Genomic DNA, 24,105 nt, shown 5'->3' on the forward strand with positions numbered 1-24,105 from the left:
GCGGCGACGCGCCCCCTGCGCCCGTCCCGGGGAGGGGCGCGGCCATGGACATCGAGCGCATACTGTCGTGGCTGCTGATCCTCGTGCCCGCCGTCATCCTGGGGATGGCCGCCGCGATGATTTTCCAGCGGAAGCGGTAGATGGCGACCCCGGAGGGACTCGAACCCCCGACCTCTGCTTTAGGAAAGCCTTGCTCTATCCGGCTGAGCTACGGGGTCACGCAGGCTGACCTAGCGGGTGATCGCGCGGCGGGGAAGCGTCTCGCGGCCGCTCCGACGATTTTTCAGGGGCGCGGGCCGTGACATTGCTGCTGATGGCCATCCTGGGCCTGACCGGGCCGGGCCAGGTCCGGGAATCGCCCCGCCGGGATCCGCCGGCTCGCGAGCGGCCCCGGTCGGCGCCCCCCGCGCGGGAGGTCTATTTCGCCAACTGCACCGCCGCCCGGGCGGCCGGTCGGGAGAACATCCGGCGTGGAGAACCGGGCTACCGGCCGCCGCTGGATCGCGACAACGACGGGGTCGCCTGCGAATCCCGGTGACCTCCTGTTTCAGGATTGTGGTTAATCCGTCTTAAGATACAATATCTTGGGGTGAACAAACCCCGAATCGGGCCGTGTCGGTGATTCGGTCCTGATTCGTTTCGCCCCTGTTCCGGCGAAACAGCCGTGGCCGTTCACACCTCGCTGAAACGCCATGGCCGCGCTTGAGGAACCGGACGGGAAGAGCCACCTTTTCAGGATCATGAGCGACCGCGCCACCGGCATGGCCCCCTCGCGCGTCGTCGCGGTGCTGGGCCCCACCAACACCGGAAAGACCCATCTGGCGGTCGAACGGATGCTGGGCCACGCCTCGGGCATGATCGGCCTTCCGCTGCGGCTGCTGGCGCGCGAGGTCTACGACCGGATCGTCAAGCGGCGCGGGGCGGCGGCGGTGGCCCTGGTCACCGGCGAGGAGAAGATCGTCCCGCCGCGCGCCGTCTATTTCGTCTGCACGGTCGAGGCCATGCCGATGGAACGGTCGGTGGAGTTCCTGGCCGTCGACGAGATCCAGCTGGTCGCGGATCCCGAACGCGGCCACGTCTTCACCCAGCGGCTGCTGCACGCCCGCGGCCGCTTCGAGACCATGTTCCTGGGAGCCGGGACCATGGCGCCGCTGATGCGCGCGCTGGTTCCCGACGTCGAGATCGTCCAGCGCGAGCGCCTGTCGACCCTGTCGTACGCCAGCTCCAAGAAGCTGACCCGCCTGCCCAGACGCAGCGCCATCGTCGCCTTCTCGACCGAGCAGGTCTACGCCATAGCCGAACTGATCCGGCGCCAGCGCGGCGGCGCGGCGGTGGTCATGGGCAGCCTCTCGCCTCGCACCCGCAACGCCCAGGTCGAGCTGTTCCAGTCCGGCGAGGTCGACTTCCTGGTGGCCACCGACGCCATCGGCATGGGGCTGAACATGGAGGTCGACCACGTCGCCTTCGCCGGCCTGAGAAAGTTCGACGGGCGGCGCACCCGCTGGCTGCACGCGCATGAGATCGGCCAGATCGCCGGCCGGGCCGGACGGCACCTGCGCGACGGGACCTTCGGGGTGACCGGCGAGGCGCTGGAGCTGGATCCCGATCTGGTCGAACAGGTGGTCGAGCACCGCTTCGATCCGGTCGAGGGGGCGGAGTGGAGGAACGCCCGGCTGGACTTCGACACCCTGCCCGACCTGTTGCGTTCGCTGGTGGTGACGCCGGGACGGGCGGGGCTGAGCCTGACGCAGCCGGCGCTGGACGAGACCCTGCTGCGGCGGCTGATCAAGGACGAGGAGGTGGCGCGGGTCGGGCGCTCGCGCGGAGCCATCATGCGGCTGTGGGAGGCGTGCCAGCTTCCCGACTTCCAGAAGACGACGCTGGACGAGCACGGACGGCTGGCGAAGGACATCTTCCAGGCCCTGACCGGCAGGCGCGGGCGGCTGACCGAGGACTGGATCGCGCCGCGGTTCGCCGGGCTCGACCGCGACGACGGCCAGATCGACCAGCTGTCGGCGCGGCTCAGCGGCGTGCGGACGCTGAGCTATATCGCCAACCGCCCGGACTGGCTGGATCAGGCCCAGGGCTGGCGGGACCGCACCAGGGTGCTGGAGGAGCGCCTCTCGGACGTGCTGCACGAACGTCTGACGGCCCGGTTCGTGGACCGGCGCACCACCGCCCTGATGCGGGCGCTGAACGTGCGGGAGGACGCGGTCGCCGAAGTGGAGGAAGACGGCGCCGTGGTGGTGGAGGGCCATGCGGTCGGGCGGCTGCTCGGCGTGGACTTCCAGATCGACCGGGGTTCCAGCGCCCTGGAGGACCGGGCGTTGCGCCATGCGGCGCGGCAGGCCGTGACGCCTGAAATCGCGCGTCGGCTGGGCCGGCTGGCGGCGGATGAGGATGCGGCCTTCGGCGTCACCCCGGACGGAGCCGTGCTGTGGCGCGGCGTGCGGGCCGGCCAGGTGGCGGGCGGCGACTGGTTCGCGCCCCGGGTGCGGCTGCCGGGCGAGCTGGGCCCCGTGGCGGCGCGCGAGCGGGCCCAGCGGCGGCTTGAGGCCTGGCTGGCCGGCGAGGCGGGCCGGGCGCTGAAACCCTTGCGACGGTTGAAGACGGCCATCGAGAGCGGCGCCCTGAAAGGCCTGCCGCGCGGCATCGCCTTCCGCCTGCTGGAGGCCGGCGGGATCCTCGACCGGCGCGAGGTGGACCGCGACCTGGCCGCGCTGAGCCAGGTCGAGCGGCGCACGCTCAAGACGTTCGGCGTGCGGATGGGGTCCCATTCGGTCTGGCTGCCCGCCCTGTCGAAGAGCCGGTCCCGGGCGCTGGCCCAGGCCTTTGTGGCCGGCGAGGGATTCCGTCCCCACGCGGGCCTGTCTCCGCTGCCGGCGCCTGCGCCCTCCGCGCGGGCCATGTCGGCGTTCGGTCTGCGCGCCGCCGGCCGGTTCGCGGCCCCGGTGGAGATGCTCGAGGCGCTGACCGAACGCAAGGCGCGCGGCGACGGGCGGCTAAACGAGAACGATCTGGCCGAACTGGGTCTCAGCCTCGAGGAAGCGAAGATTCTGACCGCCGCCTTGAAAACCACGCGGGCGCAGCAACCGGACGGCGACGCCCGGGGGCCGCGTCCCGCGAAGGACTCGCCGTTCGCCGCCCTGTCGGTCCTGACGGCGCCGCCCGCGGCCGCGCGGGCCGGACGCCGTCGCCCGCGACGGGTCCCTCGCACCCCGACCGGAACCGCATGAGCCAGACGGGTTGCCGTGTCGACGTCTGGCTGTGGCGCGCGCGCTTCGCGAAGTCGCGGTCGCTCGCCGCGGCCATGGTCGAGCGGGGCATGGTGAGGCTGACACACAACGGCGCCCAGAGCCGGCTCGACAAGCCGAGCCGCCCGGTCCACGTCGGCGATGCGCTGGTTTTCGCCCTCGGCGGCCGGCTGGTGGAGCTGACCGTCGCCGGGCTCGGCGAGCGGCGCGGTCCGGCCGGGGAAGCCCGCACGCTCTACACCCTGTCCGGCCCCGAGGGGTGACACCCGCGGCCGAAGGATGCGGATCGCGGTGCGACATCTCCGCCTCACCGCCCCGACTGCGGCTTCCCCTCGGTTGACAGCGTTCGTCGGCGGGGTCATGTGCGCTGCCCGTTCCTCCCGCCAGCCGATAGCGCCCCAGACCGCCTCATGACCTACATCGTCACCGACGCCTGCGTGAAATGTAAGTTCATGGACTGCGTCGAGGTCTGCCCGGTCGACTGCTTCTACGAGGGGGAGAATTTCCTCGTCATAGCGCCGGACGAATGCATCGACTGCGGCGTCTGCGAACCGGAGTGCCCGGTCGACGCCATCAAGCCCGACACCGAGGACGAACCCGACGGCAAATGGCTGATGGTCAACGCCGACTACGCCAAGGTCTGGCCGAACATCACCGTCAAGGGCACGCCCCCCGCCGACGCGGAAGCGTTCGAACGCGAGACCGGCAAGTTCGAGAAATACTTCTCCGAAAAGCCCGGCAAGGGTTCCTGAGCGTACCGCTGGCGAGCCGGCGTTCGATGTGATCTTCTCCGTTTGAGCGGGGGACGGACGAATGCCTGATCTGGACAAGCCCGGCCTCTGGCTGCTGGCGGCCGGGATCACCGCCCTGGGCGTGATCGGCGTCGCGACCGAACAGCTGATCGAGGGGCTTCAGCCCGTCGAGGCGCCCAACCGCATCGTCGCCCTGATCAACGGCGGAATTCTGCTGGTCAGCGGCCCCGGCCTGTTGGTCGCCCGATACCGCGACCGAGGCGCGCTGCTCCTCGTCACGTTGATGGGGGTGTCGCTGGCCCTCCAGATTTCCGGACTTCTGGCGGCGCCGACGGATGTCACCCTCTGGGTCTCTGCGGCCCAGGCTGTGGCCATCGCGGCGGCTCTCTGTCTGCTGATCAAGCCGGAAAGCGACGGCGCGCGACTCGCGGCCCGGATCGTCGTCGGGGCGATGCTGATCCTCTTCGGCGCGGTGCATCTGATGTATCCCGCGGCCATCGCCGGCATGATCCCGGCGTGGATGCCCGGCCAGGCCCTGTGGCCCTGGGCCACAGGCGCCGGCCAGACCGTTGCGGGGCTCGCCGTCGTGAGCGGCGTCTTCGGACGGCCCGCCACGGCTCTCGTCGGAGCGATGTTCACCTCCTGGGTGTTAGTGGTTCACCTGCCCCGGATCGCCGCCGCGCCGAGCAGCGGGTCAGAGTGGACCTTCATGGCCCTGGCGTTCGCCCTGACCGGCGTGGTCTGGACCGTGAACGGCGCCCTGGCCCGAAACGGTGGGGATTTCCCGTCCCGCACGCGCTGACGCTGTGGACGTTTTGAAATTCCGAAGTTTTGTGATAGGTTCCTGTCATTGGGTCGGGCGGTAAGCGATTTTCTCGCGCCGCCCGCGTTTGCGACAGAACTCCGCCCACGAAGGCGGGGTCGGCCAGAGGTTTGGTGATCCGTTTTCGCTCCTGACGACTGACAAAGCTGCGCCGTTGACGGTTCCCCGTCGCCGGACAGTGCATTGTCGTCTTTTGCGTTGCCGCCTCATCCACCCTGCGCCGGGAAAGGAATGACATGACGAACAAGAGCGGACTGGAATTCAAGGTTGGCGACGCGGTCGTCTATCCGGCGCACGGCGTCGGCAAGGTCGCGGCGGTTGAGGTCCAGGAAGTCGCCGGCATGTCGCTGGAAGTTTATGTGGTCACCTTCGACCACGAGAAGATGACCCTGCGCGTCCCGACCAAGAAGGCCAAGACGGCCGGCCTGCGCTCGCTGGCCGCCGACGACGTGGTGACCAAGGCGCTGACGACCCTGAAGGGCCGCGCCCGCATCAAGCGCACCATGTGGTCGCGCCGCGCCCAGGAGTACGAGGCCAAGATCAACTCGGGCGACCTGATCTCGATCGCCGAGGTGGTCCGCGACCTGCATCGCGCGGACAGCCAGCCGGAACAGTCCTATTCGGAGCGTCAGCTCTATGAATCGGCCCTGGACCGCATGGCCCGCGAAGTCGCCGCCGCCAACCGCATCGACAAGGACGCCGCCGTCCAGCTGCTGGCCCGGTCGCTGAGCGCCAAGAAGGCCGTCATCGCCGCCGCCGAGGCCGCGGAAGAAGCCGAGGCCGAAGCCGCCTGATTTCGACGCGCGTCGCTAGAGACCAAAGGCCCGGGAGCGATCCCGGGCCTTTTGCATTTTCACCGGCCCGGACCGGTCCCGGAGACGCTTTCGAGATAGGCGATGAGGTCGGCGATCTCGGTCGGCTGAAGCTCGAAGGCCGGCATGGCGGGGTGGGCGGTGACCAGCCCCTCGGCGAAGGCCTCCTGGAGGTCGCGCACTGGATACAGGACACCCATGTCCCGGAATGGCGGCGCGGCGTGCATGGGGCTGTCCCCGGACCGTTCCACCGCGTGGCAGCCCGCGCACTTCTGTCGCACGAGAATGGCGCCCCGGTCCGCCGATCCCATGACGACGGGCTCGGTTCCGTTCTGGCGGACGGCTTCCCCGGCGCAGCCCGCGAGGACCAGGGCCCCCAGAACCATCCATAGTCGACCTGTCATCGTCCGATTCCTCCCGGTCAGGATCGTCGTATATCATGCGGACTCCGCGCCCGGCTTGACTCAAGACAAGACGGACGACGCGGGACCGGCCTATTCTCCCGGCGAAACCCGTTCCAGCGAGGCGATACGATGACCCAATTCCACCACATCCGGCTCGAACTCGCGCGGGAGGCCGACCACCCGGCGGGCGATCCCACCGAAGGGTACGACATCGTCGCGCCGCTCGACGCCGAGGGCCGGCTGGACGGCGACGCGCTGCGCGCGGAGCCCGAGCGCGGTCATGTGCGGAGCTTCCTGAGCGGTCAGACGGCCGGAACGGGTCGCCTGCGGCACGGTCCCGGCGGGAGCTGGACCCTGGACCTCGACGGCGGCGACGCCGGGGACGCCCTCGGATTCCGATTCGCCGACGAGCGGTTCGTCGCCGGAGAGTACGTCAGCCTGACGTCGCCCTCCGGCGGCCAGCATACCTACGTCGTGGCGCGGGTGGCCGAAGTCTAGAAATACTCGGCCCCGGCCGGGCACTGGGCCGCCAGGCGGCGCGCCGTGATGGTGGCCGGAATATACGGGCTCCACATCCCGGCGGCGCGGATCGAGGCCCCGCCGCGGAAACTGAACTGCTCTGGCTGATAGGTCCCGTTCAGGCGCACCCGGACGCGACGGCCGCTGCGGCTGACGCAATTGCCCTCGAAGCGGGCGTTGCCATTGCCGACCTCGCGGACCGGATAGGTGCACTGATAGTGGCGCGTCGACAGGCCGCCGAAGAAGCGGTTGATCTCGCTGGGCCGGACGCATTTGGTCTCGGTGTCGCGGTTGCCGAGCGCGCTGGTGGTGTATTCCCAATAGCCGGCCAGCACGGGCGGCTCGGCGGGCTGAACCGGCGCGGCGGGACCCGCCATGGGCGCGGTCGCCGGCGCGGCCAGCAACAGGGCGCCGGCGAGCACCGGAACAATGCGGATCAGGATGGACGGCTTCACAGGACGGACCCCTCGACGACGGACGTTGGCGACATGACTAATGGGGATATATGGCGGGAATTGAACGCTGGCTGAACAGGCGGCGCGCCGCCACAAGCCTTGACGTAGCGCGGTGACTTCCACTATACGGCCCCTCTCGCGCGGGGACCCGTCCCTGCGCGCCTCTGTTTCACGTGTCCGCCCCGTCTCGCGGACCGCTCCGCCAAGGATAGTCAGATGTCGCGTCGCTGCGAACTCACCGGTATCGGCCCGATGGTCGGCCACAGCGTGAGCCACTCGAACGTCAAGACCAAGCGCCGCTTCCTGCCGTCGCTGAAGACGGTCAAGGTAACGTCGGAGGCCCTGGGCCAGACCTTCAGCCTGCGCATCTCGAACGCCGCCCTGCGCACCCTCGACTTCAAGGGCGGCCTCGACCCGTTTATCGTCAAGGCCCGGGACGAGCAGCTTTCGCTGGCCGCCCAGCGTATCAAGCGCCAGGTCAAGGCCCGGATCGCCGAACAGGCCGCCGCCGCCTGAACGGGCGACAGCCGCAAGATTTGAAGGGGCCGGCGGAAACGTCGGCCCTTTTTGTTTGGCCGCGACGGCGGCAAACTGCCCCCATGACCCGCGACGAGATGTACGCCTATGCCCTGTCCCTGCCCGAGGTCGAGGAGTCGACGGTGCACGGCGCGCGGTGCGTGCGCCTGCGCGGCAAGCTGCTGATCAACGACACCCGCCTGCCCGACGCCGTCTCCCTGTCGCTCGACCATGGCGACATCGACCTTCTGATGGAGACCGAGCCGCAGACCTATTTCAAGACGCCGCATTTCGAAGGCTGGCCGGCGGTGCTGGTGCGCTACGAGGCCGCCGACGACGACCGGCTGCGCGAACAGATCGACAAGGCCTGGGCGCGGCGGGCGACGAAGGCCCAGCGCGAGGCGCGCGGCCTGTAAGGCTTTCGGGTTGCACGCAACGCCCCCGTCTCTAGGCTGAGACGGTCGTTTCCGGGGAGCCGTCGTGTCCTGCAAAACCCTCCGCGCCGTCCTGACCGGCGTCTCCGTTCTCGCGCTCGCAGCCTGCGCCGCGACGCCGACCTTGCCCGGGGCGGTTGCGTCCGCCGCCGAGCCAACGCCGGCCGCCACGGCGATGCGCGAATCGACCGCCTTCACCCTCGGCACCGACCAGCCCCGCACACCGGAACAACTGGCCATGCAGTTCGACAAGGCGGATCTGTCGATCAGGGTCATGCCCGAAACGAAGACCATCGACGCCGTCGCGGTGCTGGACTTCACCGCCACCGCGCCGCTGACCGCCGTGGTCGTTGAACTGGACACCCTGCTGACGGTGTCGTCGGTGCAGGTGGACGGCGACGAACTGTCGGCCGACGACGAATGGGACAACCCCGAAGGCCGGATGACGATTCGCCTCGGGCGCACGCTGGCGGCTGGAGAGACGGTGTCGGTGCGCATCGCCTATTCCGGCGCCCCGCGCGTCGCGCCCCAGGCGCCATGGGACGGGGGCTTCGTCTGGGGGGCCACGGCGGACGGGACGCCGTGGATCGCCACGGCCGTCCAGCCGGAAGGCTGCGACCTGTTCTGGCCCTGCATCGACAGCCCCCTCGCCGAACCCGCCCGGGTGGATCTGCACATTACCGTGCCGTCCAACCTGTCGGCGCCGTCGAACGGGCGATTCCTCGACGTGGTCGATCACGGCGACGGCTGGACCACCTGGAACTGGAGCGCCGCCCATCCCAACACCTACGCCATCGCCCTGAACATCGGGCCGTATGACGAGGTGCGGGCCGACTACCGCAGCCGGTTCGGCAATGTGATCCCGATGTCCTACTGGCATCTGCGGTCCGACGATCCGGACAAGGTCGCGGCCCTGTTCGCCCAGTTCGCGCCGATGCTGGACTTCTACGAGGCGACGGTGGGTCCCTATCCCTTCGGCGACGAGAAGATGGGCGTGGTCGAGACCCCTCACCTGGGCATGGAACACCAGACCATCAACGCCTACGGCAACGCCTACCAGCTCGACGGCAAGGGCTACGACTGGCTGCTGCACCACGAGCTGGCCCACGAGTGGTTCGGCAACCAGATGACCAACCGCAACGCGGACGACATGTGGCTGCACGAGGGACTGGGCAGCTACATGCAGCCCCTCTACCTGCGCTGGCTGCACGGCGAGCGCTTCATGCAGGCCCAGCTTCAGGACCAGCGCCGCGACCTGATCAACCGGTTCCCGGTCGTCTCCGGCACGGAGCGGGCCGAGGACGAGGTTTACAAGGACGAGGTCGGACCGGGGCTGGACCTGTACAACAAGGGCTCGCTGATCGCCCATTCGCTGCGCCTGCTGATCGGCGACGAGGCCTTCTTCCGGTCGGTGACCCGGCTGGTCTACGGGACGGCGACGCCGCGGCCCGGCGAGTTCACGCCTCGCCACGGCACGACCGACGAATTCCTGGCCATCGTCAACGAGGAGGCCGGGCGGGACCTGACCTGGTTCTTCAGCGGCTATCTGTACCAAGCCGCCCTGCCCGACCTGCGTCAGACCCGCGAGAGCGGGGAACTGGCCCTGGAGTGGGTCACTGGCGACGGAGCCGCCTTTCCCATGCCGGTCGAGATCGAGATCGACGGACTCCGCCAGACAGTGGCCATGACCGGCGGGCGGGACCGGGTCGCGGTCCCGGACGGCGCCCACGTCCTGATCGACCCGGACAACAAGGTCCTGCGCCGGCTGGAGTTCATTGAGGCATGGAAGGCCGCGGGCGGAAGCTGAGGCGGTCGTCGGATTTCGCCGGGGACGCATCCTCCGCGGCCCGTCCGCGAACCGACGGCCGGACCGGGGCGGCGTTGAGCCCCTGGATCGCCTCCGCCGTCACCGACTGGCGCACCAGCTGGCAGGCGCCCTGGGTGGTCAGGAAGGCGATGTCGGCGGCGTCGCGGCCGCAGGCGATGCGCACCAGACCCTCGACCGGGGCCAGGCCCGTCGGATCGACCAGCCACCAGCCGTTCGACAGCCAGACCTCGAAGATGGCGTGAAAGTCCGGCGGCTGAAGCTGGTGCGCGAAGGCGCTGACCGCCCGCGCCGGAATGCCCGAGGCCCGGCACAGGGTGATGCCCATGTGGGTGAAGTCGCGGCAGACGCCGGCCCGGTCGATGAAGGTCCGCGCCGCCGTCGTCTCGCTGTCCGAGGCGCCCGGCTCGTAGTCGATCTCGGCCTTGATCCAGTCGAGGATCCTCAGCACCCGGTCGCCCCCCGTCGTGCCGCCGAAGGTGCGTTCGACGAAACGGCCGAACTGGTCCGAAGGGCAGTAACGGCTGGGCCAGAGATAGGTCAGCACCTCGGCCGGCAGGTCGTTCCAGTCGTGCTGGACCGTGACCGGCGGCAGGCCCTTGAGCACGCCATTGTCGACCGTCGCCTCATAGGTCAGGGCCACCTCGCCGGACAGGTGGGCGCGCAGGGTGCGGCCCCCGAACTCCTCGTCCTCATCCTCGATGAAGTCGACGGCGGGCGTCGTGGTCAGGCGTTCCTCGAGGAGGGTCTGGCCCGGCCAGTGCGCGACCTGGATCTTGTAGATGGCGTCCGTCGGCGGATCGAAGCGATAGACCAGGTCGGCGCGGACACGGATTTTCATGTGGGCTCGACTGAAGCAGGACGGGCCTGTCGTCAACGGCGCGGGCCCGCCGCCGTTCCTTGAACCCTACGGTTCCAGCTCGATGTCCCAGTACAGATAGTCGAGCCAGCTCTGGTGCAGGTAATGCGGCGGGAAGCGGCGGCCGAACTGCTGCAGCTGCCAGGCGCTGGGCCGGTGCGGCGGCCGGCGGATGGGCATGCCGGCCTGCTGCGGCGTGCGGCCGCCCTTCTTCAGATTGCACGGCGAACAGGCGGCGACGATGTTCTCCCAGGTCGTGCGCCCGCCACGCGAGCGGGGGATGACATGGTCGAAGGTCAGTTCCGCGGTGGCGTTGCAATACTGGCAGGCGAAGCCATCGCGCAGGAAGACGTTGAAGCGGGTGAAGGCCGGCTGGCGATCCTGGTCGACATAGCTCTTCAGCGCGATGACGCTGGGCAGGACCATTTCCATCGACGGGCTGCGCACCACCTTGTCGTAGGTCGACACCACCTCGACGCGGTCCTGGTAGACCGCCTTGACCACTTCTTCCCACGGCCAGATCGACAGCGGATAGTAGGACAGGGGGCGAAAGTCGGCGTTCAGCACCAGCGCGGGCCAGCCGGACGGGGGGCGGCTCAGGACCTGCATCAGGCCCTCGCCGCTCGGGAGAGGATCATCGACGCGACCGGACTGAAGACACGTCTCCTTCCCTGGCTGTGGTCGAAGCCTAGCCCTGATTCGACGGCTTGGCGATGACGACGGGACGACGCTTGCGCAACGTTCAGCCGCGCGAAGGGGTCCCCGGAAACGCCGGCAGGCTCCAGCCCCAGACCAGGGCGCCGGCGCGCAGGGCGAAGCCGCACGGTGCGGCGACCAGGGCGGCCGGCCAGGCGTCGAGGCCGAGGGCGCGCGCGGCGACGAAGACCGTGGCGGCCAGCAGGGCGGCCGAGACGGTGATCTCGCGCCGCAGCAGGATCGAGGGCTGTCCCGCCAGGAGGTCACGCACGACCCCGCCGAAACAGGCGGTCAGGGCCCCCATGACGATGCAGATCAGCGGCGCGACGTCGAAGGCCTCGGCCTTGGCGGCGCCCATCACGCCATAGGCCGCCAGCCCGATCGCATCGAGCCACAGCAGGGCCCGGAACCGCCATGGCCTGGCTCCGACCATCCAGACCGCGAGCGAGGCGATCAGGCAGACGGCGATGTAGCGCCAATCCTGCACCCAGAAGACCGGCGCGCCGATCAGCAGATCGCGCAGGGTGCCGCCGCCGACCCCGGTGATGGCGCCGAAGAAGGCGAAGGTGACCAGGTCGTGCCGCTGTTGCGCCGCCGCCAGGGCGCCGGTGGCGGCGAACACGGCCACCCCGGCGAAGTCGAGCGCGCCCAGGACGGTCTCGGGATCGGTCAGGGCGGGATCGACGATGGGGCTCACGCGGGATGGTCCTCCAGCACGACCACGCCGCGCTTGACCGCTCCATACCATCCCCAGAGCAGATGCGCCGCCACGCTGCGGTGAGGCCGCCAGATCTCCGCCCGGACATAGGCCTGTTTCTCGGTCGGACGCAGGGTGGCGCCGTCGGCCCATCGCATCGCCTCCTGCAGGGCGATGTCGCCGCCGGGGAAGACGTCCCGCCGGCCTTCGCAGAACATCAGGAAGGTCTCGGCGGTCCATTTGCCGACGCCCTTGATGGCTGTCAGCCGGGCGGCGGCCTCCTCGTCCGACAGCCGCTCCAGATGGTCGAAGTCGATGCGGCCGTCGACGTGGGCCCTGGCGATCTCGTGGCCGTAGGTCGCCTTCTGGATCGACAGGCCGAAGGTGCGCAGGGTCTCGATGGGCGTGGCCAGCATGCGTTCGGGCGTCACCTCTCCGCCCAGCCCCGTTTCGACACGCGCCCAGATCGCAGCGGCCGAGGCGAGCGAGACCTGCTGGTCGACGATCATGTGAAACAGGCCCTCGAACCCGCCCACGCGGCGTCGCCATTCGAAAGCCGGGGTCTGGGCGTGGGCCCGGGCCAGCGCCGGGTCGATCCCGACCACCGCCCGACGGGCCGCCTCGATATCGTCCAGCCAGTAGGGTGTCTGCATGCGACGACCGTAGCGCCGGTCCCGCCCGGGACAAGCGCGCCGGGTGTGATCGCGTCCGGTTGTCGCTATCGTGCGGGAATGTTCGTCACCCGCTTCGCGCCCTCGCCGACCGGCTGCCTGCACAAGGGTCATGCTTTTTCGGCCCTGACGGCGTGGAGAGCGGCCCGGGCGGCCGGCGGGCGTTTCCTACTGCGGATCGAGGACATCGACCCGACACGCTGCCGGCCCGAGTTCGAAGCCGGCATCCTCGAGGATCTGGCATGGCTGGGCCTCGATTGGGACGGACCGGTGCGCCGCCAGTCCGACCATCTCGCCGACTACGCGGCGGTCGTCGCCGACCTTGAGGCGCGGGGTTTGCTCTACCGCTGTTTCCGGACACGAAAGGACATCCTGGACGCCATCGGCGATGCGCCTCACGGGCCCGTCGAGGCGGCCCGGCCCGGCCCGCACCCGGGCTGGGAGGAGGCGGCGCTGCTGGCCGACGGTCGGCCGTTCGCGTGGCGGCTCTCGCTGGATCGTGCGCGCGAGGCGCTGGGCGAGGCGGCCTGGACCGCCCTCGCCTTCGTCGAGGAGGGCGGTGGCCCCGGGGGAGAGCAGGGCCGGATCCCGGCCCGGCCCGAAGCCGCGGGCGACGTGGTGCTGGCCCGCAAGGACGCCGGCGCGGCCTATCATGTGGCGGTGACCCACGACGACGCCCTGCAAGGCGTCACCCATGTGATCCGCGGCGGGGACCTGTTCGAGGCAACCCATGTCCAGGTCCTGATCCAGGCGCTGATGGGCTGGCCCACCCCCGTCTATCGCCACCACCGTCTTCTGGTCGGCGAGGATGGCAGGCGTTACGCCAAGCGCGACCGGTCCGTGACCCTGGCGGAGCTGAGGGCGGGCGGGCTGCGCCCCGAAACGCTGCGGGCCGAACTGGGCTTCTGATCAGGGGGCCAGCCGGCCGTCCGCCTTGTCCGCCGCGAAGACCACGTCCTTGTCCGGCTTTTCCGCACCGACGCCCGGCGCGCCGAGCCGGGTCAGCACATGACGGATGACGTTCAGACGGGCGGTCTTCTTGTGGTCGGTGGCGACGATGGTCCAGGGCGCATGGGCCGAATGGGTCTCGGCCAGCATGCGGTCGCGGGCGGCCGAATAGGCGTCCCAACGCTTCTGCGCCTCGGCGTCCAGCGGCGAGATCTTGAACCGCTTGAGCGGATCGGCGACCCGTTCGGCCAGTCGCTCGGCCTGTTCCGCCTTCGAGATGTCGAACCAGAATTTGATCAGCAGGATTCCGGAATCGGTCAGCAGCTTTTCGAACCGCGGCGCGTCCTTCAGGAACTGGTCGTGCTGGGCCGGGGTGCAGAACTCCATCACCGGCTCGACCCCGGCGCGATTGTACCAGGACCGATTGAAGATGGCGGTCTCGCCGGCGGCGGGCAGATGCGGCACGTAGCGCTGGAAATACCATTGGCTGGCTTCGCGTTCGCCCGGTTTGGGCAGGGCGAAGACCCGGGTCTGGCGTGGCGACATGTATTCGGTCAGCCGGGTGATCGAGCCGTCCTTGCCGGCGGCGTCGCGGCCCTCGAACAGCATCAGGGTCCTGACGCCCTTATCGATGGCCCAGGCCTGGGCCTCGACAAGCTTGAGCTGGAGGCGTTCCAGTTCGGTCTGATAATCGGATGTCTTGCCCATGCCGGCACGATGCGCTCCGGCCGCGGGCGGGGCAATGCAGGATGGGCGGATCACGATGGAGGCCGCCATGATCGTCACGCGCCGCGCCCTGCTGGGCGGAGCCGCCGCCCTGCCCCTCGCCGGCCCTTTTCCGGCCCGCGCCCGCGAAGCGGCGGCCGAAGCCGCGCTGGACGCCGTCTTCGCCGAGACCGCCCCGCCGGCCCTCGCCGCCGGCGTCGTCACGCGCGAGGGCCTCGGCTGGGCCGGGGTCCGGGGCGTGCGCCGGGCCGGGCACGAGGCGGCGGCGACGCTGGGGGACCGCTGGCACCTCGGCTCCAACACCAAGGCCATGACCGCCGCCGTCTTCGGCCGGCTGGTCGAGCAGGGCCGCGCCCGCTGGGCCATGCCGCTGGCCGAGGCCCTGCCCGGCCTCACGATCGATCCCGCCTGGGCGGGGACCACGCTCGACGACCTGATGCGCCACCGCGCCGGCCTGCTGGACCCTGGCCTGCTGGACCAGGCCTGGCTGCTCGGAGCCCATATCGACCCGCGGCCCCTGCCGGAACAGCGGGCGGAGTTCGCGGCGCGGGCGCTGGCGGCGCCGCCAGCTGTTCGGGCAGGCCAGTTCGCCTACGGCAACGGCAACTACATCCTCGTCGGGGCGGCCATCGAGGCCCTGACCGGCCAGGCCTGGGAGGCGGCGATGGCGGCCGAGCTGTTCGCCCCGCTGGGGCTGGCCTCGGCCGGCTTCGGGGCGCCGCGCGGCGAGGCGCCCTGGGGCCACCGGGGCGGCGTCGGCCTCGATCCGGCCGGCTTCGCGGACAATCCCCGGGCGCTGGGACCGGCGGGCACGGCGCATATGAGCCTGGCCGACTACGCACGGTTCGTCGCTGCCATGATGGGCGGCGCTCCCGACTGGCTCGGCGAGGCGACCCGCGCCCGGCTGCTGACCCCCGCCGCCGGAGAACCGCCGGCGTATGCGGCCGGCTGGGGCGTGGGGAGCGCGCCCTGGGCCGGCCTCGGCGGGCCCGGGCCGACGATCACCCACAACGGCTCCAACACCCTGTGGTTCGCCACCGTGCTGGCGGCGCCGGAGCGGGGGCTGGGGTTCATCGCCCTGTCCAACGACGGCGCGGCGGGGCAGCGGGCCTGCCTGACCCTGGTCCGGCGGCTGGCGGAGGGCGCCGACGCCGGGTAAGGCTGGCCGGGCATGAAGCGCGATTTCGCCGATTTCTGGAACCTGCTGTGGGAGCTGGCGCTCGGCGTCTGCGCCGCCTTCGCCCTGCTCAATCTGTTCGCGCCGCACCAGGACCTGCCGTGGAAGCCGCTGGACCTGAGCCATCCGATCGGCCAGGCGACGGCGGCCAAGGTGGGCGATTTCGTCCTGCCCCGCACCGCCGCCCCCGAAGAGATCACCGCCGTCACCGACGCCTGCATCCAGGTGCTGCGCGAGGCCGGGGTCCAGGTCGAGCGCGCGCCCGACCGCGACGACGGCGGCTTCTGCGTCGTGCGCGGCGCCGTCCGGATCACCGGCGGCGCCGTCACCCCCCTGCCCGGAAATCCGGTCATGCAGTGCCCGCTGGCGGTGCGGTACGTCATCTGGGACCGCCAGGTGCTGCAGCCCGCGGCCGAGGCGACCTTCGGATCGCGGGTGGCGCGGCTGAACGACGTGGGCGCCTACGCCTGCCGCCGCATCTACGGCCAGACGGCGGTGGACGCCAAACCCAGCGAGCACGCCCGGGCCAATGCGCTGGACATCGGCGGCATGACGCTGGAGGACGGGCGGCGGGTTTCGGTGCTGGCGGACTGGCCCGGAACCGGCCCCAACGGCGCCGAGGGGCGAACCTTCCTGACGCGGATCCGGGCGGGGGCGTGCCGGGTGTTCGCCACCGTGCTGACGCCCGACTACAACGCCGCCCACGCCAACCACCTGCATCTGGACGGAGCCCCGCGGCCCCTGTGCGCCTGACGAGCGCCGCCCCCGTTCGCCCGGCGAGCGAATCGTTTGCGGTTGACCGTCCCCGAATTGCGCGAGAGAAAGTCGGCGCAGTCCGGATTTCGCGCGGCGTCCACACCCGTGCCTGCTCCTTCGCCTGATCGAGCCGTCCAGATGGACTGACGGGCCTCCCTTTCGGGACGCCTGCCTGGAAAGCGCGTTCAGGAGACGCAACATGGCGACCGGCACGGTCAAGTGGTTCAACCCGACGAAGGGTTTCGGCTTCATCCAGCCCGATGGCGGCGGTCAGGACGTTTTCGTCCACATCACCGCCGTCCAGAAGGCGGGCCTGCAAGGCCTGGATGAAAACGCCAAGGTCGAATACGAGCTGGAATCCCAGCGCGGCAAGACCTCGGCGGTCGACCTGAAGCTTCTTTAAGGCCGGGCCGCGGTCAGAAGGCTCCGCCTTCTCGACCCGACGCGGCCTGGTTGAAGCCACGGACATCACCATCATGAGACGGGCGCGGCGGCTTCGGCTTCCGCGCCTTTCTTTTGCGTACTCGACCACTGCGCCAGCACGATCGCCGCCAGCACCACGGCCCCGCCCAGCGCCTGCATCGGGGTCAGGGTCTCGGCGAAGATCAGCCAGCCCAGCAGGGCGGCGACCACGGGCTGGATCAGCACCGTCACCGCCGTCAGGGCCGCCGGCAGCCGGCCCAGCGACCAGGCCACCCCGCCCTGCCCGACCACATGCACCGCCCCCAGCCCCGCGCAGGCGGCCCAGCCGCCCCATGAGCCGGGCAAAACCTGTTCGCCCAGCACCAGGGCCGCCAGCAGCAGGCCCGGCGCCGCGAGGGCCGTCGACCACAGCATGACCCGTCCGGCCGAATACCGCCCCCGCGCCGCCTTCACGGCGATGAAATAGCCCGCGTACCAGAGGGCGGTGACGGCGGCGAAGGCGTCGCCCAGCGGCGGGTTCGACCCCTGCCCCCCGTCGGCTCCCAGCGACATGGCCACCGCCCCCGCGATGGCCGCGGCGAGGGCTGCGAGGAACAGGGCCCGCGGCCGGTCGCGGAACAGCCACCAGCCGACCAGGGTCACCACCACCGGCGTCAGATTGGTCAGGGTGGTGGCGTTGGCCACCGAGGTCAGGGCGATGCTGTAGTGCCAGAAGGTCAGGTCGAGCACGAGCATGCCGCCCGCCAGCGCCATCCAGCCCGACGGCCGCCCGACCCCCTCGCCGCCGGGCCTTGCGGTCATGACCAGCAGCCACGGCAGGGCGAAGGCGAAGCGCCAGAACCCCGCCGCCGCCGGCCCGGCGTCCGCCAGCCGCACGAGGATGGGCGCCAGCCCCAGCACCATGGCGGCGAGGACCAGCACGATCAGGGCGGAGAGGCGGGAGGCGGGCATGGGAGGGGTATAGAGCGCGGGGCCGGCGGGCGTCATCGGTTCCTTCTCCCCCTGCCCCGGCGACCCTTCTCCCCTTGCGGGAGAAGGGCGAGTTGGGTCGGCCCACGCGAAAATGCGATTTCCGCCCATCTGGAGACATTCGACCCTCATTCGTCCCGCTCCGGCGGGGCGGCGAACTCGTCGTATTCGGGCGGCAGGGGGCGGCCGAGGGCGAGGTCGCGGGCCAGTTTCAACGCCCTTTCCCGCAGGAAACGGCGGGCCATCAGCTGGCTCTCCTCGCTGCGGGCCTCCTGCTCGGCGGGGTCGAGTTCGACCCATTCGAACAGGGCGTCGAGACGGGCGATCTCGGACGCCGCCCGGGCCAGCCGCAGGGCCGTCAGGCCGCGCCCGCCCCGCACCGCCTCGGCGGCCGAGGCCAGCGCCCGCCGCGCCAGGTCGCCGGGCCGGATCTGGATCGGCGCGGTCCAGGCGGCGACGATGTCGTCCTCGGTCAGGGGCGCGTCGGCCTCGCCCGCCGTCGCCGCAGAAGGCGCGGCGGTCCCGGCCGATCCGGCGAAGGCCGCCGTCCGGGGCCGTTCGAGCGCCCCGGGCCAGGGCGTGGCGCGGGCGGCGAAGGCGCGCTTGGTCCAGCCCTCGCGCGCGGCCCGCTTGCGCAACGCCCCCTCGGATATGCCGAACCGGCCGGCGACCGTGCGGGCCGACAGGCCGGAGAGGTAGGCGCCGCGGATCAGGCTCCAGCAGTCGGGGCTGACGGTGACGTAGCGGGTGTCGGGCGGTTGGTGTGTTGGCATGATGTGGCGGTCCCCCTTCCGTGAATGCGGGCGGATTGTGGGGGTTGGGGGCGTCAAAAGCGGACGTAGCGGGGGTCGAAGGGGCGGGTTTTGGACGCGGGAGGAGTGGTCTTGCCAGCATCAGAGTCCCTTCCCCCCTTGCGGGAGAAGGTGGCCGAGCGGAGCGAGGTCGGATGAGGGGTCTCTCAGGCCGGGGAGTCATCGACCGCCAGTGGACCGCTTACCGGTCGCCGCCGGGCGCAACCCTCACCCGCTATCGTCATTCCGGCGAAGGCCGGAACCCAGCGGCGCCGAAGGCGACCTGTTCAGGCAGGGCGTCCGCGACAGGGTCGCGCTCTCGCGCGCCGCTGGGTTCCGGGTCTCCGAGCCGCTGCGCGCCGCTCCACCCGGGATGACGATAGCGGGAGGGGTACGACCGATAGTGACGCCAGCATCGTTCACTAAACGTTCCGTTAACCGAACGTAGATCTGAACGTGGTCGGATCTCGCCGTTGTGGAGTGCGGACTATGGCCCTGAGCACCATTGCTCGTGACGCGAGCATCGATCTTCAGCTTGTCACTCAAGGCAAGAAGTTCAGCACGATCTTGGCTGACCCGCCGTGGCAATTTCAGAACCGCACGGGAAAGATCGCACCGGAGCACCACCGCCTAACCCGGTATCCCACCATGGAGCTGACGGACATTTGTGCGCTGCCGGTGGACGGGTGCGCCACGGAAACCGCCCATCTCTATATGTGGGTTCCAAACGCCTTGCTGCCAGACGGACTGAAGGTGATGGAAGCTTGGGGTTTCACTTACAAATCGAATCTCGTCTGGCACAAAGTACGGAAAGACGGTGGCTCAGACGGTCGCGGTGTAGGTTTTTACTTCCGCAACGTCACTGAACTCATCCTGTTCGGCGTTCGCGGTAAGAACGCACGCACTCTCGACGCCGGGCGTCGTCAAGTGAATATGATCGAAACCCGGAAGCGCGAGCATAGCAGGAAGCCTGACGAGCAATATGAGCTCATGGAGGCATGTAGCCCGGGTCCCTACCTCGAACTTTTTGCGCGCGGCACACGCCCGAATTGGGCGAGTTGGGGCAACCAAGCCGACGATGGATATGAACCCACCTGGTTGAGCGGCAGCGCGCGAACCGTTGGCCCTCTAGAACTGGAATCCGCGTAAAGTCTCGCTTGCCATCAATCGACGATGAAGTTCGGCCTCGCCTGACGTTCCTGGCGGGAAAGTAGCGACCGTGAAGTCCTCGTCACGCAGGTGGACGCCGTCAAAGACGGCCCGGAATTCATCGTATCCCACCGGCTTCAGACCCTTTGAGAAGCTTCTAAACGCTGTCCGGAAAAACCGGGACAGGGCGCGATAGCCATTGGTCCGGTTGAGGATATAGCCGTCCTCGCGTGATGCCCAAGCGACCGGCCACCGGTCTTGCACCGCTCGAAAATAGGCATCGTAGATCTGCGCGAGTTCCAAATCGTGCTCAGCGACAAAAAATCCACGAAGTGGAGTTTCTTCCAGATCGCGTTCAGATGGTGACGGAAGGCGTTTCTTCCGCAGGAGTAGATCACGATCAATTTTTGGCTGCCGAGAGATATGCTGAAGCAGACCATCGACAAACGTCGCTTGCGTGATTGTCTCTCCGTCTCGTCCATCGGTCGCCGTACCGAGACGTTTGATACGATGATAGAATGGGCTCTTCGTGTCCTTGTCGAATGCCACTGCGATATTATGGCAAGTTTTCTCCGGACTACGAGATTTGGCTAGATCAAATAAATCGTAGGCCAAGCTTCTATTGACCTTCCTTTGTTCCAGATTAACTGTCGCAAAAATATAGGCCTGATCTGAAATATCCGCGCCAATAAATATTGTTACCGACACATCAAAGGACTCGCCGCGAAAACCCTTTAGACCTTCGATGCGGTGCTGCCCGTCGAGAACCTTGGCCAAATCTCGCATCATTTTGCTAGGGACATCGTCTCCTACCTTATGATTGCGGAGCTCGACTTCCGATGTGACAGCATCAAAGGATGCATACTCGTCAGACACCGCCAGTATGATTGCGCTAGGAAACGTTGCATCGACGAAGTTTACGTAAGTGGCGATTTCTTGCGCTCTCTTGACGTTGAGAGGTCTCTGTATACCGAGATAGGTTTCGACTTCTCTTTCGTCATCTATGAGCCGTCGCACGTCAAAATCGCTGACACGTGTGACTATATCATGAGGCATGGAGACGACATACATGTCACCAATGGGCTGCCGAACTCTCAGCGCCTTGAGCCGGATGCTTTGATTGTTCGGGTCAACTGGACGATCGAAAGGCAACTCAGCCATCTATCGATTCTCCCAAGCTGTACCGAATTCCGCTTCCCCAGGAATTATCAAGGAGCGAGCATCAGCGTCGGAAGCCGCGTTTTTGTGGAAAGTCGCAGTGAAATACAAAAACACAGAAAACGCATAGAGCCACAGAGACCAAGGAAACATCGTTCCTCCGATCTGGTCGTTCGGCGAAGCCGGCGGGTGGCCGCTTACGGCCCTAAGAGTAATGAATACGGCACAAGCGATAATAACTAATAGCGTAAATACTATATAAAACAGGCCATGCGGGAAGCTAGTTAGAAACCGATTTGCTTTTGTAGTTTTGGTGGTAGCCACCAGATAAAGAAGCGGGGACACCGCGCTAGATGAGAGCAAAAGCAACTCACCGTTCTTGATGGCATACCTTATCGAGTCGGCCAAAGTGAGCTCAACTTTCCCAAAAAGCAGAGCGATCGTCACTATCCAGATTGGAAGGGACGACAATATAACGGAGACGCTTGTTTGGAGTGACGTCTTTTTCCAAGCTTCCCAGTTTGAGAACTCCATTCGACCTAAGAATGGCACCATGGAAAAAGCGACCCGGCAGATGTGGGCCGCGGTCCGTCGCCAAGTCGGCGGCTGATCTATTTTCTGGTCCGTCAAGCTTTCCCCCAAGAAGCATGACGATAGGCTGCCGTCGTCTCTGGGTTGTCAAGTCGGCTACCCTTCCCGCCCTCCCCCTACCGCCCCTTCCGGAACGCCTCCGCCTTCTCCGCAGCCGCATCGGCCCGCCACCGCTTCGGCGCCGACTTGTCGACCTCTTCGCCCTCGGCGGTCAGGACCTCGTTGGCGAACTCCAGGTCCATCAGCTTCATGCGCTTGATCTCGTCGCGCAGGCGGGCGGCCTCCTCGAACTCGAGGTTGGCGGCGGCGTTGCGCATGCGGCCTTCGAGGTCCTTGAGGGTGGTCTGGAAATTCGTGCCGACGAAGGGTTTGGAGGCCTCGGCGACGCCCGGCGACGTCAGCCTGTCGAGGGCGCGGCTCTCATAGGGGCTGGCCATGATCTCCCGGATGTCGCGCTTGACCGACTCCGGGGTGATGCCGTGTTCGGCGTTCCAGGCCTCCTGCTTCTCGCGGCGGCGGTTGGTCTCGGCGATGGCGCGCTCCATCGAGCCGGTCATGCGGTCGGCGTAGAGGATGACGCGGCCGTCGACGTTGCGGGCGGCGCGGCCGATGGTCTGGATCAGGGAGGTCTCGGAGCGCAGGAAGCCCTCCTTGTCGGCGTCGAGGATGGCGACCAAACCACATTCCGGAATGTCCAACCCTTCGCGCAAAAGGTTGATGCCGATCAGGACGTCGAAGGCGCCCATGCGCAGGTCGCGCAGGATCTCGATCCGCTCCATGGTGTCGACGTCGGAGTGCATGTAGCGGACGCGGACGCCCTGTTCGTGCATGTACTCCGTCAGGTCCTCGGCCATCTTCTTGGTCAGGACGGTGACCAGGCTGCGGTAGCCGGCGCGGGCGACGGCCTTGACCTCGTCGATGCAGTCGTCGACCTGGTTGCGGGTCGCGCCCGAGACCGGGCGGATCTCGACCGGGGGGTCGATCAGGCCGGTGGGGCGGATGACCTGTTCGGTGAAGACGCCGCCGGTGCGCTCCATCTCCCAAGGGCCGGGGGTGGCGCTGACGAACATCGTCTGGGGGCGCATGGCGTCCCATTCGTCGAACTTCAGCGGGCGGTTGTCGATGCAGCTGGGCAGGCGGAAGCCGTATTCGGCCAGGGTGGATTTGCGGCGGTAGTCGCCGCGGTACATGGCGCTGATCTGGCCGACGGTGACGTGGCTCTCGTCAACGAACAGCAGGGCGTTGTCGGGGATGTATTCGAAGAAGGTGGGCGGCGGCTCGCCCGGGGCGCGGCCGGTCAGCCAGCGGCTGTAGTTCTCGATGCCGGCGCAGGAGCCGGTGGCCTCCATCATCTCCAGATCGAAGCGCACGCGTTGCTCGAGGCGCTGGGCCTCCAGCAGTTTGCCGTTCTCGACCATCCAGTCGAGCGTCTCCTTCAGCTCGGCCTTGATGCCGGTGATGGCCTGGTTGAGCGAGGGGCGCGGGGTGACGTAGTGGCTGGCGGCGTAGACGGTGATCTCGGTGAGGTCGGCCGTCTTTTTACCGGTCAGGGGGTCGAACTCCTGGATGGATTCCAGCTCGTCGCCGAACAGCTGGATGCGCCAGGCGCGGTCCTCCATGTGGACGGGGAAGACCTCGATGACGTCGCCGCGCTTGCGGAACATGCCGCGGTCGAAGGCGGCGTCGTTGCGCTTGTACTGAAGCGCGATCAGGTCGGCGCGGAGCTTGGCCTCGTCGATGGTGTCGCCGACCTTCAGGGTGAAGGTCATGGCCGTATAGGTCTCGACCGAGCCGATGCCGTAGATGCAGCTGACGCTGGCCACGACGATGACGTCGTCCCGCTCGAGGATCGCCCGCGTCGCCGAGTGGCGCATGCGGTCGATCTGCTCGTTTATGCTTGAGTCCTTCTCGATATAGGTGTCGGTTCGCGGGACGTACGCTTCAGGTTGATAATAATCATAATACGATACGAAGTATTCGACGGCGTTGTCCGGGAAGAAGCTCTTGAACTCGGAATAGAGCTGGGCGGCGAGGGTCTTGTTGTGGGCGAGGATCAGGGCGGGGCGCTGGGTGGCCTCGATGACCTTGGCCATGGTGAAGGTCTTGCCCGAGCCGGTGACGCCGAGCAGGACCTGATCGCGCTCGCCGGTCTGCGCCGTGGCGACGAGTTCGGCGATGGCCGAGGGCTGGTCGCCGGCGGGGCTGTATTCGGAGTGCAGTCGGAAGGGGATGTGCTTGCGCCCCTCGGGCCGGTCGGGGCGGTGCGGGGTCCAGTCGGCGGGCTTGCCGGGGGGTTCGTCGGGCGTCAGGCGCGGGCCGGTGACGGGGGCGAACATGGGCGGCCGGTTCTTCGCCGCCGCCGGGTCGAAGATGAAGGACGCGGGCGCCTCGGACAGGCCCGACTGGCCGGGGACGTGGACGGGCTTGCCGGGCTGGGAGGGGGAACGGGCCATGAACAGAACCTAGGGTGCGAGGCCCGGTTCGGCTAGGGGCGGACTATGCGTTGCGCAGCAGAACACCCGCGGTCAGGACGGCGAAGGCGACGGCCAGGGTGTTGAAGACGTGCTCGCTGACCACCGGGATGGCGACGTCGCCGTACTGGGCCAGCATGGCCAGGACGGCCAGCACCACGGCGAGGGCGAACAGGGGCACGGACGGGGCCGTGAGGGGAAGGCCGACGCGACGAAGGGCCATGGGGCG

At 68.4% G+C, this 24,105-nt stretch carries 28 protein-coding genes and 1 tRNA gene; 15 read left to right on the forward strand and 14 right to left on the reverse strand.

The genetic code is table 11. The features are described from left to right. Positions 1–141 precede the first annotated feature (141 nt). A tRNA-Arg gene (locus Q8Q71_RS12975) sits at positions 142–218 on the reverse strand. A gap of 80 nt (positions 219–298) precedes the next feature. On the opposite strand from Q8Q71_RS12975, the gene Q8Q71_RS12980 reads away from it, so the two are divergent. The 6 genes from Q8Q71_RS12980 (at position 299) to Q8Q71_RS13005 (ending at position 5,623) form a co-directional block, all read left to right on the forward strand. Continuing rightward, positions 299–538, forward strand: a complete 240-nt coding sequence (locus Q8Q71_RS12980) for an excalibur calcium-binding domain-containing protein (protein WP_305760019.1) — start codon at positions 299–301, stop codon at positions 536–538. A gap of 202 nt (positions 539–740) precedes the next feature. Continuing rightward, positions 741–3,236 (forward strand): helicase-related protein, encoded by a 2,496-nt coding sequence (locus Q8Q71_RS12985; RefSeq protein ID WP_305760020.1) that lies wholly within the window; start codon positions 741–743, stop codon positions 3,234–3,236. Then, entirely contained in the window at positions 3,233–3,517 is a 285-nt protein-coding gene (locus Q8Q71_RS12990; RefSeq protein ID WP_305760021.1) for an RNA-binding S4 domain-containing protein, read from the forward strand. Before Q8Q71_RS12985 ends, Q8Q71_RS12990 begins: the two co-directional genes overlap by 4 nt. A 147-nt stretch (positions 3,518–3,664) precedes the next feature. Beyond that, positions 3,665–4,006 (forward strand): ferredoxin FdxA, encoded by a 342-nt coding sequence (gene fdxA, locus Q8Q71_RS12995; protein WP_304928867.1) that lies wholly within the window; start codon positions 3,665–3,667, stop codon positions 4,004–4,006. A 61-nt stretch (positions 4,007–4,067) separates the two neighbouring features. After that, the gene (locus Q8Q71_RS13000) at positions 4,068–4,808 is read left to right on the forward strand and encodes a DoxX family protein (RefSeq protein WP_305760022.1); all 741 of its coding nucleotides are present in this window, start codon (positions 4,068–4,070) and stop codon (positions 4,806–4,808) included. A gap of 257 nt (positions 4,809–5,065) precedes the next feature. Beyond that, positions 5,066–5,623 (forward strand): CarD family transcriptional regulator, encoded by a 558-nt coding sequence (locus Q8Q71_RS13005; RefSeq protein ID WP_305760023.1) that lies wholly within the window; start codon positions 5,066–5,068, stop codon positions 5,621–5,623. A gap of 59 nt (positions 5,624–5,682) precedes the next feature. Here Q8Q71_RS13005 and Q8Q71_RS13010 read toward each other — a convergent pair whose 3' ends face one another. After that, positions 5,683–6,045, reverse strand: a complete 363-nt coding sequence (locus Q8Q71_RS13010) for a cytochrome c (RefSeq protein ID WP_305760024.1) — start codon at positions 6,043–6,045, stop codon at positions 5,683–5,685. A gap of 129 nt (positions 6,046–6,174) precedes the next feature. Between Q8Q71_RS13010 and Q8Q71_RS13015 the strand changes: the two genes are divergently transcribed. Continuing rightward, positions 6,175–6,543: a hypothetical protein gene (locus Q8Q71_RS13015; RefSeq protein ID WP_305760025.1), complete on the forward strand. Its 369-nt coding sequence runs from the start codon at positions 6,175–6,177 to the stop codon at positions 6,541–6,543. On the opposite strand, the gene Q8Q71_RS13020 is transcribed toward Q8Q71_RS13015, so the two are convergent. Next, the gene (locus Q8Q71_RS13020) at positions 6,540–7,019 is read right to left on the reverse strand and encodes a DUF3617 family protein (protein ID WP_305760026.1); all 480 of its coding nucleotides are present in this window, start codon (positions 7,017–7,019) and stop codon (positions 6,540–6,542) included. The genes Q8Q71_RS13015 and Q8Q71_RS13020 overlap by 4 nt on opposite strands. Positions 7,020–7,235: 216 nt before the next feature. Between Q8Q71_RS13020 and rpmB the strand changes: the two genes are divergently transcribed. The 3 genes from rpmB to Q8Q71_RS13035 all read left to right on the forward strand — a co-directional run bounded on the left by rpmB (position 7,236) and on the right by Q8Q71_RS13035 (position 9,776). Continuing rightward, positions 7,236–7,535 (forward strand): 50S ribosomal protein L28, encoded by a 300-nt coding sequence (gene rpmB / locus Q8Q71_RS13025; protein WP_305760027.1) that lies wholly within the window; start codon positions 7,236–7,238, stop codon positions 7,533–7,535. An 83-nt stretch (positions 7,536–7,618) separates the two neighbouring features. Next, positions 7,619–7,951, forward strand: a complete 333-nt coding sequence (locus tag Q8Q71_RS13030) for an MmcQ/YjbR family DNA-binding protein (RefSeq protein ID WP_305760028.1) — start codon at positions 7,619–7,621, stop codon at positions 7,949–7,951. A 64-nt stretch (positions 7,952–8,015) separates the two neighbouring features. Beyond that, positions 8,016–9,776, forward strand: coding sequence for a M1 family metallopeptidase (locus Q8Q71_RS13035; protein ID WP_305760029.1), 1,761 nt, complete (start codon positions 8,016–8,018; stop codon positions 9,774–9,776). Here the strand turns inward: Q8Q71_RS13035 and Q8Q71_RS13040 are convergent. The 4 genes from Q8Q71_RS13040 to Q8Q71_RS13055 all read right to left on the reverse strand — a co-directional run bounded on the left by Q8Q71_RS13040 (position 9,742) and on the right by Q8Q71_RS13055 (position 12,699). Beyond that, entirely contained in the window at positions 9,742–10,635 is an 894-nt protein-coding gene (locus tag Q8Q71_RS13040; protein ID WP_305760030.1) for a transglutaminase family protein, read from the reverse strand. The two genes, Q8Q71_RS13035 and Q8Q71_RS13040, sit on opposite strands and share 35 nt — an antisense overlap. 66 nt (positions 10,636–10,701) lie before the next feature. Next, positions 10,702–11,262, reverse strand: coding sequence for an HNH endonuclease (locus tag Q8Q71_RS13045; RefSeq protein WP_305760031.1), 561 nt, complete (start codon positions 11,260–11,262; stop codon positions 10,702–10,704). 133 nt (positions 11,263–11,395) lie between these two features. Beyond that, on the reverse strand, positions 11,396–12,046 hold the full coding sequence (locus Q8Q71_RS13050; protein ID WP_305760032.1) for a trimeric intracellular cation channel family protein: 651 nt from the start codon (positions 12,044–12,046) through the stop codon (positions 11,396–11,398). Further along, the gene (locus Q8Q71_RS13055; RefSeq protein WP_305760033.1) at positions 12,043–12,699 is read right to left on the reverse strand and encodes a DNA-3-methyladenine glycosylase; all 657 of its coding nucleotides are present in this window, start codon (positions 12,697–12,699) and stop codon (positions 12,043–12,045) included. Before Q8Q71_RS13055 ends, Q8Q71_RS13050 begins: the two co-directional genes overlap by 4 nt. Positions 12,700–12,777: 78 nt before the next feature. Here Q8Q71_RS13055 and gluQRS point away from each other — a divergent pair, with 78 nt between their 5' ends. Continuing rightward, positions 12,778–13,626 carry a tRNA glutamyl-Q(34) synthetase GluQRS gene (gene gluQRS / locus Q8Q71_RS13060; protein ID WP_305760034.1) on the forward strand — a complete coding sequence of 283 codons (849 nt, stop codon included), beginning with the start codon at positions 12,778–12,780 and terminating at the stop codon, positions 13,624–13,626. Here gluQRS and ppk2 read toward each other — a convergent pair whose 3' ends face one another. After that, complete coding sequence (gene ppk2 / locus Q8Q71_RS13065; RefSeq protein ID WP_305760035.1) at positions 13,627–14,373, reverse strand: polyphosphate kinase 2; 747 nt, start codon at positions 14,371–14,373, stop codon at positions 13,627–13,629. A 67-nt stretch (positions 14,374–14,440) separates the two neighbouring features. On the opposite strand from ppk2, the gene Q8Q71_RS13070 reads away from it, so the two are divergent. The 3 genes from Q8Q71_RS13070 to Q8Q71_RS13080 all read left to right on the forward strand — a co-directional run bounded on the left by Q8Q71_RS13070 (position 14,441) and on the right by Q8Q71_RS13080 (position 16,727). Beyond that, on the forward strand, positions 14,441–15,550 hold the full coding sequence (locus tag Q8Q71_RS13070) for a serine hydrolase (RefSeq protein ID WP_305760036.1): 1,110 nt from the start codon (positions 14,441–14,443) through the stop codon (positions 15,548–15,550). A gap of 12 nt (positions 15,551–15,562) precedes the next feature. Continuing rightward, positions 15,563–16,321 carry an extensin family protein gene (locus tag Q8Q71_RS13075; protein WP_305760037.1) on the forward strand — a complete coding sequence of 253 codons (759 nt, stop codon included), beginning with the start codon at positions 15,563–15,565 and terminating at the stop codon, positions 16,319–16,321. Between the two features lie 202 nt (positions 16,322–16,523). Beyond that, complete coding sequence (locus tag Q8Q71_RS13080) at positions 16,524–16,727, forward strand: cold-shock protein (RefSeq protein ID WP_183254651.1); 204 nt, start codon at positions 16,524–16,526, stop codon at positions 16,725–16,727. A gap of 71 nt (positions 16,728–16,798) precedes the next feature. Here the strand turns inward: Q8Q71_RS13080 and Q8Q71_RS13085 are convergent, their stop codons facing one another. Both Q8Q71_RS13085 and Q8Q71_RS13090 read right to left on the reverse strand, forming a co-directional pair. Next, complete coding sequence (locus Q8Q71_RS13085; protein ID WP_305760038.1) at positions 16,799–17,698, reverse strand: DMT family transporter; 900 nt, start codon at positions 17,696–17,698, stop codon at positions 16,799–16,801. 146 nt (positions 17,699–17,844) lie between these two features. Further along, the gene (locus tag Q8Q71_RS13090; protein WP_305760039.1) at positions 17,845–18,489 is read right to left on the reverse strand and encodes a hypothetical protein; all 645 of its coding nucleotides are present in this window, start codon (positions 18,487–18,489) and stop codon (positions 17,845–17,847) included. A gap of 507 nt (positions 18,490–18,996) precedes the next feature. Here Q8Q71_RS13090 and Q8Q71_RS13095 point away from each other — a divergent pair. Then, positions 18,997–19,656, forward strand: coding sequence for an MT-A70 family methyltransferase (locus Q8Q71_RS13095; RefSeq protein ID WP_305760040.1), 660 nt, complete (start codon positions 18,997–18,999; stop codon positions 19,654–19,656). Here the strand turns inward: Q8Q71_RS13095 and Q8Q71_RS13100 are convergent. The 4 genes from Q8Q71_RS13100 to Q8Q71_RS13115 form a co-directional block, all read right to left on the reverse strand. Beyond that, the gene (locus Q8Q71_RS13100; protein WP_305760041.1) at positions 19,636–20,817 is read right to left on the reverse strand and encodes a DGQHR domain-containing protein; all 1,182 of its coding nucleotides are present in this window, start codon (positions 20,815–20,817) and stop codon (positions 19,636–19,638) included. The genes Q8Q71_RS13095 and Q8Q71_RS13100 overlap by 21 nt on opposite strands. After that, complete coding sequence (locus tag Q8Q71_RS13105) at positions 20,818–21,261, reverse strand: hypothetical protein (protein ID WP_305760042.1); 444 nt, start codon at positions 21,259–21,261, stop codon at positions 20,818–20,820. A 260-nt stretch (positions 21,262–21,521) separates the two neighbouring features. Then, positions 21,522–23,858: an excinuclease ABC subunit UvrB gene (uvrB, locus tag Q8Q71_RS13110; RefSeq protein WP_305760043.1), complete on the reverse strand. Its 2,337-nt coding sequence runs from the start codon at positions 23,856–23,858 to the stop codon at positions 21,522–21,524. 43 nt (positions 23,859–23,901) lie between these two features. Next, the gene (locus tag Q8Q71_RS13115) at positions 23,902–24,099 is read right to left on the reverse strand and encodes a hypothetical protein (protein ID WP_305760044.1); all 198 of its coding nucleotides are present in this window, start codon (positions 24,097–24,099) and stop codon (positions 23,902–23,904) included. Between the last annotated feature and the right edge of the window lie 6 nt (positions 24,100–24,105).

The organism is Brevundimonas sp. (assembly GCF_030704825.1).
Taxonomy (GTDB): domain Bacteria; phylum Pseudomonadota; class Alphaproteobacteria; order Caulobacterales; family Caulobacteraceae; genus Brevundimonas.

What these genes read in the sequence shown, in the direction of transcription:
- Q8Q71_RS12985 (WP_305760020.1), top strand. Translation starts at nt 741, where the DNA reads ATGAGCGACCGCGCCACCGGCATGGCCCCCTCGCGCGTCGTCGCGGTG.
- Q8Q71_RS12990 (WP_305760021.1), top strand. Translation starts at nt 3,233, where the DNA reads ATGAGCCAGACGGGTTGCCGTGTCGACGTCTGGCTGTGGCGCGCGCGC.
- fdxA (WP_304928867.1), top strand. Translation starts at nt 3,665, where the DNA reads ATGACCTACATCGTCACCGACGCCTGCGTGAAATGTAAGTTCATGGAC.
- Q8Q71_RS13000 (WP_305760022.1), top strand. Translation starts at nt 4,068, where the DNA reads ATGCCTGATCTGGACAAGCCCGGCCTCTGGCTGCTGGCGGCCGGGATC.
- Q8Q71_RS13005 (WP_305760023.1), top strand. Translation starts at nt 5,066, where the DNA reads ATGACGAACAAGAGCGGACTGGAATTCAAGGTTGGCGACGCGGTCGTC.
- Q8Q71_RS13010 (WP_305760024.1), bottom strand. Translation starts at nt 6,045, where the DNA reads ATGACAGGTCGACTATGGATGGTTCTGGGGGCCCTGGTCCTCGCGGGC.
- Q8Q71_RS13015 (WP_305760025.1), top strand. Translation starts at nt 6,175, where the DNA reads ATGACCCAATTCCACCACATCCGGCTCGAACTCGCGCGGGAGGCCGAC.
- rpmB (WP_305760027.1), top strand. Translation starts at nt 7,236, where the DNA reads ATGTCGCGTCGCTGCGAACTCACCGGTATCGGCCCGATGGTCGGCCAC.
- Q8Q71_RS13030 (WP_305760028.1), top strand. Translation starts at nt 7,619, where the DNA reads ATGACCCGCGACGAGATGTACGCCTATGCCCTGTCCCTGCCCGAGGTC.
- Q8Q71_RS13040 (WP_305760030.1), bottom strand. Translation starts at nt 10,635, where the DNA reads ATGAAAATCCGTGTCCGCGCCGACCTGGTCTATCGCTTCGATCCGCCG.
- Q8Q71_RS13045 (WP_305760031.1), bottom strand. Translation starts at nt 11,262, where the DNA reads ATGCAGGTCCTGAGCCGCCCCCCGTCCGGCTGGCCCGCGCTGGTGCTG.
- Q8Q71_RS13055 (WP_305760033.1), bottom strand. Translation starts at nt 12,699, where the DNA reads ATGCAGACACCCTACTGGCTGGACGATATCGAGGCGGCCCGTCGGGCG.
- gluQRS (WP_305760034.1), top strand. Translation starts at nt 12,778, where the DNA reads ATGTTCGTCACCCGCTTCGCGCCCTCGCCGACCGGCTGCCTGCACAAG.
- ppk2 (WP_305760035.1), bottom strand. Translation starts at nt 14,373, where the DNA reads ATGGGCAAGACATCCGATTATCAGACCGAACTGGAACGCCTCCAGCTC.
- Q8Q71_RS13070 (WP_305760036.1), top strand. Translation starts at nt 14,441, where the DNA reads ATGATCGTCACGCGCCGCGCCCTGCTGGGCGGAGCCGCCGCCCTGCCC.
- Q8Q71_RS13075 (WP_305760037.1), top strand. Translation starts at nt 15,563, where the DNA reads ATGAAGCGCGATTTCGCCGATTTCTGGAACCTGCTGTGGGAGCTGGCG.
- Q8Q71_RS13080 (WP_183254651.1), top strand. Translation starts at nt 16,524, where the DNA reads ATGGCGACCGGCACGGTCAAGTGGTTCAACCCGACGAAGGGTTTCGGC.
- Q8Q71_RS13085 (WP_305760038.1), bottom strand. Translation starts at nt 17,698, where the DNA reads ATGCCCGCCTCCCGCCTCTCCGCCCTGATCGTGCTGGTCCTCGCCGCC.
- Q8Q71_RS13090 (WP_305760039.1), bottom strand. Translation starts at nt 18,489, where the DNA reads ATGCCAACACACCAACCGCCCGACACCCGCTACGTCACCGTCAGCCCC.
- Q8Q71_RS13095 (WP_305760040.1), top strand. Translation starts at nt 18,997, where the DNA reads ATGGCCCTGAGCACCATTGCTCGTGACGCGAGCATCGATCTTCAGCTT.
- Q8Q71_RS13100 (WP_305760041.1), bottom strand. Translation starts at nt 20,817, where the DNA reads ATGGCTGAGTTGCCTTTCGATCGTCCAGTTGACCCGAACAATCAAAGC.
- uvrB (WP_305760043.1), bottom strand. Translation starts at nt 23,858, where the DNA reads ATGGCCCGTTCCCCCTCCCAGCCCGGCAAGCCCGTCCACGTCCCCGGC.
- Q8Q71_RS13115 (WP_305760044.1), bottom strand. Translation starts at nt 24,099, where the DNA reads ATGGCCCTTCGTCGCGTCGGCCTTCCCCTCACGGCCCCGTCCGTGCCC.